Source organism: Ruegeria sp. Alg231-54 (assembly GCF_900143525.1).
GTDB lineage: Bacteria > Pseudomonadota > Alphaproteobacteria > Rhodobacterales > Rhodobacteraceae > Ruegeria.
Genome location: NZ_FREZ01000001.1, coordinates 652,952 through 665,079 on the forward strand (window position 1 = coordinate 652,952; position 12,128 = coordinate 665,079).

General features: G+C 59.0%; 12 protein-coding genes. 11 read left to right on the forward strand and 1 reads right to left on the reverse strand.

Annotation, left to right across the window (positions count from 1 at the left end):
• Positions 1–3: 3 nt before the first annotated feature.
• Positions 4–732: a cytochrome c gene (locus tag DHN12_RS03260; RefSeq protein WP_108859097.1), complete on the forward strand. Its 729-nt coding sequence runs from the start codon at positions 4–6 to the stop codon at positions 730–732.
• Here the strand turns inward: DHN12_RS03260 and DHN12_RS03265 are convergent.
• Positions 726–2,678 (reverse strand): 4Fe-4S binding protein, encoded by a 1,953-nt coding sequence (locus DHN12_RS03265; RefSeq protein ID WP_108858845.1) that lies wholly within the window; start codon positions 2,676–2,678, stop codon positions 726–728. The genes DHN12_RS03260 and DHN12_RS03265 overlap by 7 nt on opposite strands.
• Positions 2,679–2,941: 263 nt before the next feature.
• On the opposite strand from DHN12_RS03265, the gene DHN12_RS03270 reads away from it, so the two are divergent.
• The 10 genes from DHN12_RS03270 to DHN12_RS03310 all read left to right on the forward strand — a co-directional run bounded on the left by DHN12_RS03270 (position 2,942) and on the right by DHN12_RS03310 (position 12,126).
• On the forward strand, positions 2,942–3,496 hold the full coding sequence (locus DHN12_RS03270) for a DUF3305 domain-containing protein (RefSeq protein WP_082637104.1): 555 nt from the start codon (positions 2,942–2,944) through the stop codon (positions 3,494–3,496).
• A complete protein-coding gene (locus DHN12_RS03275; protein WP_108858846.1) occupies positions 3,493–4,077 on the forward strand; it encodes a DUF3306 domain-containing protein in 585 nt (194 codons plus the stop codon). Before DHN12_RS03270 ends, DHN12_RS03275 begins: the two co-directional genes overlap by 4 nt.
• A gap of 4 nt (positions 4,078–4,081) precedes the next feature.
• The gene (locus tag DHN12_RS03280) at positions 4,082–4,693 is read left to right on the forward strand and encodes a molecular chaperone (RefSeq protein WP_108858847.1); all 612 of its coding nucleotides are present in this window, start codon (positions 4,082–4,084) and stop codon (positions 4,691–4,693) included.
• 61 nt (positions 4,694–4,754) lie between these two features.
• Entirely contained in the window at positions 4,755–4,943 is a 189-nt protein-coding gene (locus tag DHN12_RS03285; RefSeq protein ID WP_108858848.1) for a ubiquinol-cytochrome c reductase iron-sulfur subunit N-terminal domain-containing protein, read from the forward strand.
• A gap of 128 nt (positions 4,944–5,071) precedes the next feature.
• The gene (locus DHN12_RS03290; RefSeq protein ID WP_108858849.1) at positions 5,072–7,966 is read left to right on the forward strand and encodes a formate dehydrogenase subunit alpha; all 2,895 of its coding nucleotides are present in this window, start codon (positions 5,072–5,074) and stop codon (positions 7,964–7,966) included.
• An 11-nt stretch (positions 7,967–7,977) separates the two neighbouring features.
• Positions 7,978–8,571 carry a formate dehydrogenase FDH3 subunit beta gene (gene fdh3B, locus DHN12_RS03295; RefSeq protein WP_058273836.1) on the forward strand — a complete coding sequence of 198 codons (594 nt, stop codon included), beginning with the start codon at positions 7,978–7,980 and terminating at the stop codon, positions 8,569–8,571.
• A gap of 73 nt (positions 8,572–8,644) precedes the next feature.
• Entirely contained in the window at positions 8,645–9,850 is a 1,206-nt protein-coding gene (locus tag DHN12_RS03300; RefSeq protein ID WP_108858850.1) for a formate dehydrogenase subunit gamma, read from the forward strand.
• Positions 9,851–11,113: a c-type cytochrome gene (locus DHN12_RS03305; RefSeq protein ID WP_108858851.1), complete on the forward strand. Its 1,263-nt coding sequence runs from the start codon at positions 9,851–9,853 to the stop codon at positions 11,111–11,113. It abuts the gene before it with no gap.
• Positions 11,114–11,127: 14 nt separating this feature from the next.
• Entirely contained in the window at positions 11,128–11,253 is a 126-nt protein-coding gene (locus DHN12_RS25055; protein ID WP_255415451.1) for a hypothetical protein, read from the forward strand.
• The gene (locus DHN12_RS03310; protein ID WP_108858852.1) at positions 11,254–12,126 is read left to right on the forward strand and encodes a helix-turn-helix transcriptional regulator; all 873 of its coding nucleotides are present in this window, start codon (positions 11,254–11,256) and stop codon (positions 12,124–12,126) included.
• Positions 12,127–12,128 lie beyond the last annotated feature (2 nt).

Here is a 12,128-nt window from a genome sequence, read left to right on the forward strand (position 1 = left end):
GGCATGCGCTTTGTCCTCTTGTGCCTGAGCCTGACGCTCTCTGCCACCCCCTCTTGGTCGCAAGAGGCGATTGGTCTTGCCGCGCCGGACGAGGTTGCTGACTCTGGTCTGCTGCAACATATCCTTCCTCGCTTTTCTCTCAAGACCGGGATCCGGGTTATTGCAGATGATGCCGGCGTTTTGGTGCTGGAAACCGCGCCTCCGGGTGATCCTGTGTTCGCACGCGACGGTGTGATCTATCACCTTCGGATCGAAGAGGACGTCAAACATGAGCGATTCCGCGACTGGCTGCTGTCCGATATCGGAAAGCGGACGGTTGAAAGCTATGCGCCAGAGCAAGGCACGCCTTTCTCGGCCAGTTTCGATATCGCGGCCGTGGAAACCGAAACAGTGATCGACGGCGATACGCTGCGCGGCGAGGAATTGTCGATGACCCATTGCGGCCGGTGCCATGTGATCGGACCTAAAAACCGGATGAATGGTCTGGGTTCGACCCCCTCTTTCGCGGTGCTGCGCGCCATGCCGGACTGGTCGGAGAGATTTGAGGCGTTCTTCGCCCTCAACCCGCACCCCTCGTTCACACAGATTGACGGGCTGACACCTCCGTTTGATCCACAGCGTCCATCGCCCATCTATCCCGTCGAGATGACGCTGGACGATCTGGAAGCCATCCTTGCCTTTGTCTCGGTCATTACCGCAGCGGACTTGGGCGCACCGTTACAGCTTCAGTGATCCTTTCGTTTTGAGAAATAATCCTCGGTCGTAACGACACGAGGTTTCGGGTTAGACTGGAACGGGTTGTCCTCTTGCTGGAACTGTGCGTTCACGCGGCAATTGTCACACATCTGGATCATCCGCGCCTTGTCCGAGGAGGCAAACATCGGATGTGTACCGGCAAGCTTTTCCATGATCCGTTCCACGGTGGACTTAACTCCGAACAGTGCCCCACATTCTACACAAGCAAACGGCTCCTCTTCATTCAGCACCTGCTGAGACAGGGCTGAATCGCTCAGGTCAAGCTGCGGGACAAGAGCAATCGCGTCTTCCGGGCAGATGCCTTTGCACAACCCGCACTGCAGACAAGCATCCTGCTGGAAGTTCAATTGCGGCTTGTCCGGGTTATCGATCAAAGCACCCGACGGGCACAGCGACACACAGCTGAGGCACAAAGTACAGGCATCCGTGTTGACAGCGATCGCCCCATAGGGCGCGTTTTCCGGCAAGGCCAGCGGCTTTTCAGCTTTGGGATTCAGTGCCTGCGCAGCCAAACGGGCGATCTGGCGGCGGTTGCCCAATGGCAGCACCGGGTCGGCCAAAGGCTGAGGGACATCTTGCGCATAAAGGACATCAGACAGCGCATCCGGGTCGGCCTCATCCACCAACCCCAAGGCATTCGGCCCTGCAATTGTCAGCGCCAAGGCCAGTTCACGGTCCAACGCATCCCGCTCAGTCGTTGGGGATAGCAAGACGTCCACACGCGCAAAACCATGCGCCAAAGCAGCCAGCATCTCGGCATGTCCAAAGCCTGAAATCACACTCAGCTCCAGCGGAATCACATCGGCAGGCAACCCACGTCCAAAACGGGCCGCCAGTCGGATCATCTCGGCCCCGTGGGCATTATGCACCAACAAGCGCGGCGCGGTTCCACCGGCCCGCCGATAGGTGCGCGCCAGGATGTGCATCCGTGACAGCAACGCCGAAACCGGCGGATCTTCGTAGGTTATTGCGGTCGATGGACACACTGCCGCGCATTCTCCGCACCCGGCGCAGATCATGGGGTCGATTTCCACATGCTCACCTGCGGGTGTGATCGCCCCTGTCGGGCAGATATCCAGACAGTTCGTGCAAGCGACCTGTTCTGCCCGAGAATGGGCACACAGCGTTTCTTCCATCCGCACATAAAGTGGCTTTTCGAAGGTGCCGACCAATTGGGCCGCCTTAAACGCCAGCCGTTCAACGGACAATGGATCTTTGGGATCAGCCCGCAGATAGCCTTCGCGTTTGGCCGGGGCCTGAACCAAGGGTGTGTCGCCGGTCAGGTCCAGAACGATGTCACAGCCCGATTGTGCCCTGTCACGTGCCTCTGTCCACATAAAAGCTCCGCGACCGCCGGGCTCAAGCTGCTGAAACGCCTCAAGCCGCATAGTAAACCCACCCAACGCACCGTTCAGCGATTTGATGCGCCCACGCACGACGTCGAACGAGCGCGACATAGGCTCGGCCTCATCCGTGACCAGTACCGTAACCGCCAGTGTAACGGCCAGTTTTTCAGCAAGCGCAAATGCGACATCGCCGGGACCGATTATCAGGCATGTGCCTTCGCTGTAGACGTCTACACTGGGCGTTACCGGCTGCGGCAACAAGGCTTCGGCGGCCAGGGCGGCCATCTTGGGGGCCGCATCCGCGCCCTCATCAGACCACCCGGCCCTGTCACGAAGATCAACAAAGCCCGGGGCGTCCACATTCAGTTCTTCGGCCAAGGCCTGAAACACTTCCTGCTCTTGTCCGCAGGCAATGATGGTGTCCCCCTGTTGTAGCTCCGCGGCCGCCGCTTCCAACTCTCGCGTGCAAAGCGCTGTAAAAACCTTAGAACATTCTATCTCGCAGGCCGAACCGATCTTGTCGGAATTCAGAGGTTGAGACCCGGCGCAGTCGCATAAAAGTAGTTTGGTGCCCATGATCCTCCCCCGGATACTTCTCCACCTCTTCGCATCGCAGGCTGTATCCCCGTTGCTGGAATGTAAACCCTTTGGGACAGCTGGCCATTTGGCCACGGAATCCCCTTTCTTTACAATAAACAAAGGCGTCCGTTTGCGGGGATCACTATTTTGCTACCAGCCATTACGACTAAGGTCGTACGACGCGGGCTTGGCACCTGAGCGCTTTGTGTACCATAGTGGACTTATGGGAGGGCATGGGAGAGCCTTCCGGGGAGGAGCCAGTGGCCAAGGCCGCAAGCCAGATTGAAATGCCAATCGGCGTCGTCGTGCGCAAAACACCCGGTGTAACCCGCTGGGCGAAATGGAATTGGCGCGCCATCGCCGTGCTGCCCGGTGCCGGGCCCGCGGACTGGCACGAAATGCGGCGCGAAGGCGAGGCCATTGAGTACCACGCAGCGACCCTGCCCCTGACCCTTTGGGCGGACGAGACCGAAGCCTATATGGTGAACCTGTCGGACGGCCAACCGTCGATCTACCTTGTTCTTCGTGATGCACTGGATGGTGAAAGGCCAATGGATGCAGTTCTGGTTACCGCGTCGCCTTTCGAAGGCCAGGACTACGCGGATACCGGTGAAGAGATCGTTGAGAAAATTCCGATGACCGATGGGTTGATCGCCTGGGTGCGGGACTTCGCTCTGGAACATCATAACGACGAAGTCTTTGTGAAACGTCGCCGAGACAAAAAGCGGATCGATCTGGTCGAAGACGGCAAGGGGGACGCACGCATCCGGCAAGAGTCAGACGTGTACCGCGCCCCGCGGAGGATCGTGCAGTGACCCAAGCCCGCGATTTCTGGTCCCGCCGCAAAGCGGCAGTACAGGCCGAAGCCGAAGCCGAAGTCATCGCGATTGAAGAACAGAGCATTGCTGCCCAACACGCCGAACTGGAAGATAAATCCGATGCGGAGATTCTAAATGAACTCAACTTGCCCGACCCTGACGAATTGCAGGCGGGCGATGACGTCTCGGGCTTTATGGCCAAGGCGGTGCCTGACCGTCTGCGCCGTCGTGCCTTGCGACGGCTGTGGCGGCTGAACCCGGTTCTGGCCAATGTCGATGGCCTTGTGGACTACGGCGAGGATTATACCGACGCCGCCTGCGTGATCGAAAACATTCAGACAGCGTATCAAGTTGGCAAAGGTATGCTTGCACATGTCGAGGCGCTGGCCGCTGAGGCCGAAGACAGCGAGACGGACGAAACAATTGAACCGGATGAACCGCAGGACGACACTGCGTCACCCGAAACCGCGACACCAGGGCCCGTTCTGGTGGCTGAGGTGGACATAGCGCCGGACCTGCCTGAGGAGGCTGAGGTCACCCCTGCCCCACGCCGCATGAAATTTGAATTCGAAGGATAACCTGATGACCGCAAGTGAAGCGCAACAGATGAATGTCTCGGCAGAGGATCGCATGCGCGCGGATTTCTACAACTTTCTGGGGCTGCTTCTGTCTGCGCCGCCCGATCAGATGCTGCTGGATCAGGTGGCCGGTCTGACTGGCGACGGCACCGATCTTGGACAGGCCATTCAGGCCATGGCCCGCGTCGCCAAAGTGACCAAGCCCGCCGCAGCGGAACGTGAATTCAACGCGCTGTTCATCGGGTTGGGACGCGGCGAACTGCTGCCCTACGCCAGCTTCTACCTTACTGGATTCCTGAATGAGAAACCGCTGGCGCAGCTTCGCAACGACATGGCAATGCGTGGCATTACCCGATCCCGGAATGTCTTTGAACCGGAAGACAACATCGCCTCATTGATGGAGATGATGGCGGGCATGATCGTTGGTCGCTTCGGCGCAGCTGCATCTTTGGAAGACCAGAGGGCATTCTGGAACAAACATATCGGCCCTTGGGCCATGCATTTTTATTCGGATTTGGAAGGCGCCGAAAACTCTGTTCTCTATGCCTCGATCGGCACAGCCGGTCGGGTCTTCATGGAGATCGAGCGCGAAGCCTTCCGAATGACGGCAGCGTGAAGCGCTGTCACTCACCAGCGCCCCAAGGGGTGCTAACTCGCAAATGGGAGAGGAGAAACCCATGAGCAAGACCAAGGAAGAAGGCGCAACGCGCCGCGACTTCCTCAAACTGGCTGGAACCGCAGCGCCCGCTGCCGTTGCCGCCGCCAGCCTGAGCGGAAAAGCCGAGGCAGCCGAGCTGCCTACGGATGAGACCCGCATTCAGGATACCGCGCACACGCGCGCATACTTGAAAAGCGCACGCTTCTAGCGCGACGACAGCGCCCGGCTCTAACCCGGACGAGGTCACACCCGACTGACGGTTGCGATTGGCCCTGACGTCGGCACCAGCAGTACCAAGCCAGCCGTGGCTCACACGGCGCGCAAGGGAGGAAACAAATGCTTAGGAAAAAGACCAACGGGGTTGCGAGACGCCCCCAGCGGACAAGTATCCTGTCCCAGGTCGGCGAGAAAACCGTCGATCGCCGCGCATTCCTGCGTGGCTCGGGCCTGACGATCGGCGGCCTTGCCGCGATCAGCGCCACGGGTGGAACCGTGACGCCAGCCAGTGCCCAGACAGCGGCCAATCAGGCCGTCGAAAATATCAAATCCATATGCACCCACTGCTCGGTCGGCTGTACCGTCGTCGCCGAAGTGCAGAACGGCGTCTGGATCGGGCAAGAGCCCGGTTGGGATAGCCCGTTCAATCTGGGCGGACATTGCGCCAAGGGGGCGGCAGTTCGCGAGCATGCCCATGGCGAGCGTCGCCTTAAGTATCCGATGAAGAAGGAAGGCGGAGAGTGGAAGCGCATCAGCTGGGAAGAGGCGATCAACGAGATCGGCGACGGCATGATGAGCATCCGCGAGGAATCCGGGCCGGACAGCGTCTATTGGCTGGGTTCTGCGAAACATAACAACGAACAGGCCTACCTGTTCCGCAAGTTCGCCGCCTATTGGGGCACGAACAACGTGGACCATCAGGCCCGTATCTGCCACTCGACCACTGTTGCGGGTGTTGCGAACACATGGGGCTACGGCGCCATGACCAATTCGTATAACGACATCCATAATTCTCGGGCCATCTTCATCATCGGCGGCAACCCAGCCGAGGCGCACCCCGTCTCGCTGTTGCATGTTCTGCGCGCGAAAGAGCAGAACAACGCGCCACTGATTGTCTGCGACCCGCGCTTTACGCGCACCGCGGCGCATGCGGATGAATATGTCCGCTTCCGTCCTGGTACAGACGTCGCCTTGGTCTGGGGTATTCTGTGGCACATCTTCGACAACGGATGGGAGGACAAAGAGTTCATCCGCACCCGTGTCTGGGGCATGGATCAGATCCGTGAAGAGGTTGCCAAGTGGAACCCGGATGAGGTCGAGCGCGTCACCGGCACCCCCGGTTCGCAGCTAAAGCGTGTTGCACGCACCATGGCCAACAACCGTCCCGGTACGGTGATCTGGTGTATGGGTGGTACGCAGCACACCAACGGCAATAACAACACCCGCGCCTACTGCGTGCTACAGCTTGCGCTTGGCAACATGGGCACCTCGGGTGGTGGCACCAACATCTTCCGCGGCCATGACAATGTTCAGGGCGCAACGGACCTTGGGGTTCTGTCCCACACCCTGCCCGGCTATTATGGCCTGTCAAAAGGTGCATGGGGTCACTGGGCACGTGTCTGGGGTGAAGAACCCGAATGGCTGGCGGGCCAGTTCGCCACGATCAAGGACAAGGAAGGCAAGGACAAACCGCTTCAGAACGAGCGCGGCATCCCGGTCTCCCGCTGGATCGATGGTGTTCTGGAAGACCCGGCAAACATGGATCAGGACAACAACGTCCGTGCCATGGTGCTGTGGGGCCACGCGCCCAACTCGCAGACCCGGATGACGGAAATGAAGACGGCGATGGAGAAGCTGGACATGCTGGTCGTGATCGACCCGTATCCCACCGTCTCGGCCGTTCTGCATGATCGCACTGATGGCGTCTACCTGTTGCCCGCCTGTACGCAGTTCGAAACCCGCGGCTCGGTCACGGCATCGAACCGCTCGCTGCAGTGGCGTGACAAGGTTGTGGAACCGCTGTTCGAAAGTCTGCCGGACGAGGTCATCATGGCCAAGTTCGCCAACAAGTTTGGATGGGCAGATCGGCTATTCCGCAATATCGAGATGGAAGATCCCGAAACCCCGAATGTTGAAAGCATCACGCGTGAGTTCAACTCGGGCCTCTGGACCATCGGATATACTGGTCAGTCACCGGAACGTCTGAAAAGCCACATGGCCAACCAGCACACGTTCGACAGAACCACGCTGCAGGCCATTGGTGGACCCAACGACGGAGAGTATTACGGTCTACCCTGGCCTTGCTGGGGAACGGCTGAGATGGGTCATACGGGGACACCAAACCTCTATGACATGTCCAAACCGGTGGCCGAAGGCGGCCTGACCTTCCGCGCCCGTTTCGGTGTGGAACGCGACGGTGACAACCTGCTGGCCGAAGGGGTCTATAGTGTCGGGTCGGAAATTCAGGATGGATACCCTGAATTTACGATGCAGATGCTGATGGACCTTGGCTGGGATGGCGATCTAACGGCTGAGGAACGCGCGGCCATCGACGCCGTTGCGGGACCAGAGACCAACTGGAAGACCGACCTTTCCGGCGGCATCCAGCGGGTCGCGATCGAGCATGGCTGTGCGCCCTTCGGGAACGCCAAGGCCCGCGCGGTTGTCTGGACCTTCCCGGATCCGATCCCAATCCATCGCGAGCCGTTGTATACTCCGCGTCGCGATCTGGTAGAGGACTATCCGACCTACGAGGACCGTCAGGCCTATCGCCTACCCACGCTCTATGCATCGATCCAAAAGAACGACTTTTCAAAGGATTATCCGATAATCCTAACGTCTGGTCGTCTGGTCGAGTATGAGGGCGGCGGCGATGAGTCACGGTCGAACCCGTGGCTGGCCGAGCTGCAGCAAGACATGTTCGTCGAGATCAATCCGCGCGATGCCAACAATCTGGGCATTCGTGACGGGGCACAGGTCTGGGTCGAAGGTCCCGAGGGCGGCAAGGTCAAGGTGATGGCGATGCTGACCAACAGGGTCGGTGCCGGCGTGGCCTTCATGCCGTTCCACTTTGGCGGCCATTTTCAGGGCGAAGACCAGCGGAAAAAATACCCTGCTGGTGCCGACCCCTATGTCTTGGGTGAAAGTTCCAACACCGCCCAGACCTATGGCTATGATTCAGTAACCCAGATGCAAGAGACCAAGTGTACTCTCTGCAAGATCTCGGCAGCGTAAGGAGAACGATAATGGCTAGAGCAAAGTTTCTCTGCGACGCTGAACGCTGCATCGAGTGCAACGCCTGCGTAACCGCGTGCAAGAACGAGCACGAGGTGCCTTGGGGCATCAACCGCCGCAGGGTGGTGACAATCAATGACGGCAACCCGGGCGAACGCTCGATCTCGGTGGCCTGTATGCATTGCTCGGATGCGCCTTGCATGGCGGTGTGCCCGGTCGACTGCTTCTATCAGAACGAAGAAGGCGTCGTCCTGCACTCCAAGGACCTGTGCATTGGCTGCGGTTATTGCTTCTATGCGTGCCCGTTCGGCGCGCCGCAATACCCGCAGGCGGGCAACTTCGGATCACGTGGCAAGATGGACAAATGTACCTTCTGCGCCGGTGGTCCTGAAGAAAACAACTCGACCGCAGAGTTCGCAAAGTATGGTCGCAACCGGATCGCTGAGGGCAAACTGCCCATCTGCGCCGAGATGTGTTCCACCAAGGCCCTGCTCGCCGGTGACGGCGATGTTGTGTCCGCCATCTACCGTGAGCGCGTCGTGGCGCGCGGGTTTGGCTCGGGCGCATGGGGTTGGGGCACAGCCTACGACCAGAAAGACGGCTAAATCCGTCTTCATGAACCAAACAGACGACCCACTTTCGTGGGTCGTCTGAACAGGGATTTTGACCGAGGCTCAGATGATCCGCTTACTCGCCGTATTGCTGCTGACATTTTCGATGGCCCAAACCGCCATCGCCCAATCAAGTGAAACCGAAGCCGCCGCACCTGCCGACAGGACGGCGACTGGTGGCGCGACTACGCTTGAGGATATCATGGCGCGCCAGCGAGGCGAAAAGGTGGATGACAGCTATCGCTCGGACAATACCGGCCAAAGTAACGCCGAAGGCCTGCTTGGCCAGTTGGGCACGCGCGGAATTGCCTCGGACAGCGATGTCTATCGCGCACTTCGCTACGGCTCGGCAGAAGTGACCGTGTCTTCTCATGGACCGGCCGCAACTGTACTGATCCAGGACGGCGGCATGTGGTGGCTGAATTTTCGCACCGGTCCTTTGCGTGAATACGGATCTTACATCATCGGCGGTATGCTTGTTCTGTTGCTGCTGTTTTTCCTGATCCGCGGAAAGATCAAGATTGATGGTGAAAAGACCGGGCGGAAGATTCTGCGATTCAACGGGATCGAGCGGTTCGGGCACTGGTTGTTTGCCGGGTCCTTCCTGATCCTGGGCATCACCGGCCTGTTGACTTTGTATGGCCGTGATTTCCTGATCCCAATCTTCGGCAAGGAAGGGTTCGCGGCAATTGCCCAGGGCTGCAAATGGCTGCACAACAACCTGGCTTGGGCCTTTATGCTAGGGCTGATCATCGTGACCGTGAACTGGATTTCTAACAACATCCCGAACCGCACCGACCTGAAATGGCTGGCTGCTGGGGGCGGATTGTTCACCAAAGGCAGCCACCCACCCGCCAAGAAATTCAACGCCGGGCAAAAGATCATATTCTGGCTCTGTATTCTGCTGGGCGTCTCGATCAGCCTGTCCGGTCTGTCGTTGCTGTTCCCATTCGAAATGCCACTGTTTGCCAAGACTTTCTCAATCGCGAATTCGACTGGTATTCCGCAGATGCTGGGCCTGAACCTGCCCGTGCAGATGTCCCCGCAGGAAGAGATGCAATACGCCCAGATCTGGCACGTTATGGTCGCCTATGCGTTCATCGCGATCATTCTTGCCCACATCTATTTGGGATCGGTCGGCATGGAAGGTGCGTTTGACGCCATGGGAACCGGCGAGGTGGAAGAGCAATGGGCCCGCGAGCATCACTCGCTGTGGCTGGAAGAGGTGCAGGCAAAAGAGGCCAGCGAAGGGGCGGCCTCGCCCGCCGAATAAATGCGCAAGTTGGTTCTGGCTCTGGCGTTGATGCCCCTGCCCGCAATGGCCGAGTTCTTTACACTCAAGGGCCACGGCGGACCCATCATGGGGATCGCCACAGCACCCGATGGCCGGATCGCCACGGCCAGCTTTGACAACTCGGTCGGTGTTTGGACGGATCAATCCCCAAAATGGTTGGAAGGCCACGAAGCCGCCGTCAATTCGGTCGTTTTTAACGGCACCGCCATCTATTCGGCAGGAGATGACTTCACTCTGCGCCGGTGGCCCGGAGGTCAGGTTGTAGGTCAGCACAAAGGCAAGATCGTGGGCGTGGCCGCATCCAAAACCCACGTGGCAACGGCCAGTTGGGACGGCACAATCGGTCTATGGCCGGTTGACGGTTCGGCGTCGTCGATCCTTGGCCCCATTGGCAGTGGCATAAACGCCGTCGAATTCTCGACCGATGGTTCACAGCTCTATTCCGCAAGCATCGACGGGTCATTGCGCATATGGGACATCGCCAGCGGGCAGGAAACCAACCGATTCGTGGAACATGGCTTTGGTATCAACGAACTGGTGCTGAACGAGCAGGACAACTGGATTGCTTATGGCGCAGTCGACGGTGTCACCCGCATCCTTGACCTGACAACCGGTGATGAGCGTGATTTCACCTTGGAACGCCGACCGATCCTTGCATTGGCGCTTAGCCCGGATCGCAGCATGCTGGCTGTCGGAGATGGCGAAGGCTATATCATGGTGATCGACACGGTCGAATGGCGTATCGCGCAGGATTTCAGGGCCACCTTACGCGGCCCGGTCTGGGCGCTGGCCTTCTCGCCGGATGGTCAAAACCTGCATGCCGGCGGCATTGACGAGGCCATGTACAGCTGGCCGGTCGCCTCGCTTGGCGATCAGGAACAGATGGCCGCGGCAGAGCCCAGCTTTTTGAAGGACCCTGAAGAAATGGAAAACGGGGAACGCCAGTTTGCGCGCAAATGTTCGATTTGCCACAGCCTGACACCCGACGGGCAACGGCGCGCGGGTCCAACGCTGCATGGTGTGTTCGGGCGCAAGGCCGGTACGCTTGCGGGATATTTTTACTCGGACACGCTGCAAGACTCTGATATCATTTGGAATGAAGAAACGATAAACGCTCTGTTTGACGAAGGGCCGGACCATTTCATTCCGGGGTCGAAGATGCCGATGCAACGGATCACCGAACTCAGGGACAGGGACGACCTTATCGCCTTTCTGCGCCGTGCTACGGCGCCAGAAAATTGAGCCGGAGGAGACCTATGAAAGCCTTTCTTGCTGCTGTCGCCGTAATGGCGGTGATCACTGTCGCCGCGCCTTTTACGCTGCAACAGATCGGTTTCAGTGCTGCGGATGCCGGCACTAGCTCGGCTGTGCGTCTCGACTGAATGTCCGAATATCTGACCACCAAGGAACTGGCCGATCTGCTGCGCATTGGCGAGCGTAAGGCCTATGATCTTGCCTCATCGGGTGAGGTGCCTTGCGTACGCGCCATGGGCAAACTGCTGTTCCCACGAGCCGAGGTGATCGCCTGGCTCAACGCATCACGATCTGGTCCGCATGTGGCCGAGCCGCCTCTGCCCCCGATTGTCGCAGGCAGCCATGATCCGCTGCTGGACTGGGCGCTGCGCGAAAGTGGTTCGGGGTTGGCGACCTATTATGATGGCTCATTCGATGGACTGACCCGCCTGAAAGACCGCAACGCGCAGGCGGCAGCGCTACATATTCATGAGGATGGCGGTTTCAACACCCAGACCCTGAAAGACGCTTTGGGTGAGGCCCCGGTCGTTCTGTTCGAAGTCGCGCAGCGGGAGCGTGGGTTGTTGCTGGCACCGGGCGCGTCGGATATTCAGGGTTTTGCGCAGCTAAAAGGCCGTCGTGTCATCTTGCGTCAGGACAGCGCGGCCAGCCAGCGGTTGTTCGACGCACAGCTTGAGGCCCACGAAATAACCCGCAACGATCTGGAAACCCTTCCCACCTGCGCCCGCACAGAAGAAGAGTTAGCCATTGCCCTGCATGACAACAAGGCCGAGGTCGGGTTCGGACTAGGCGCATTGGCTGGGCTGTACGATCTGGAGTTTGTTCCGACGCATACCGAACGCCTGGACCTGGCGATTTGGCGTCGAGCCTATTTCGATGACCCGATGCTGAAATTGCTCAGCTTTGTGCAGTCCGACCGGTTCCTGACCCGCGCCGATGAATTTGGTGGTTACGACCTGTCCGGTCTGGGAACGATCCACCACAACGGCGCCAGCGGGTGATC

What these genes read in the sequence shown, in the direction of transcription:
- DHN12_RS03260 (WP_108859097.1), top strand. Translation starts at nt 4, where the DNA reads ATGCGCTTTGTCCTCTTGTGCCTGAGCCTGACGCTCTCTGCCACCCCC.
- DHN12_RS03265 (WP_108858845.1), bottom strand. Translation starts at nt 2,678, where the DNA reads ATGGGCACCAAACTACTTTTATGCGACTGCGCCGGGTCTCAACCTCTG.
- DHN12_RS03280 (WP_108858847.1), top strand. Translation starts at nt 4,082, where the DNA reads ATGACCGCAAGTGAAGCGCAACAGATGAATGTCTCGGCAGAGGATCGC.
- DHN12_RS03285 (WP_108858848.1), top strand. Translation starts at nt 4,755, where the DNA reads ATGAGCAAGACCAAGGAAGAAGGCGCAACGCGCCGCGACTTCCTCAAA.
- DHN12_RS03290 (WP_108858849.1), top strand. Translation starts at nt 5,072, where the DNA reads ATGCTTAGGAAAAAGACCAACGGGGTTGCGAGACGCCCCCAGCGGACA.
- fdh3B (WP_058273836.1), top strand. Translation starts at nt 7,978, where the DNA reads ATGGCTAGAGCAAAGTTTCTCTGCGACGCTGAACGCTGCATCGAGTGC.
- DHN12_RS03300 (WP_108858850.1), top strand. Translation starts at nt 8,645, where the DNA reads ATGATCCGCTTACTCGCCGTATTGCTGCTGACATTTTCGATGGCCCAA.
- DHN12_RS03305 (WP_108858851.1), top strand. Translation starts at nt 9,851, where the DNA reads ATGCGCAAGTTGGTTCTGGCTCTGGCGTTGATGCCCCTGCCCGCAATG.
- DHN12_RS25055 (WP_255415451.1), top strand. Translation starts at nt 11,128, where the DNA reads ATGAAAGCCTTTCTTGCTGCTGTCGCCGTAATGGCGGTGATCACTGTC.
- DHN12_RS03310 (WP_108858852.1), top strand. Translation starts at nt 11,254, where the DNA reads ATGTCCGAATATCTGACCACCAAGGAACTGGCCGATCTGCTGCGCATT.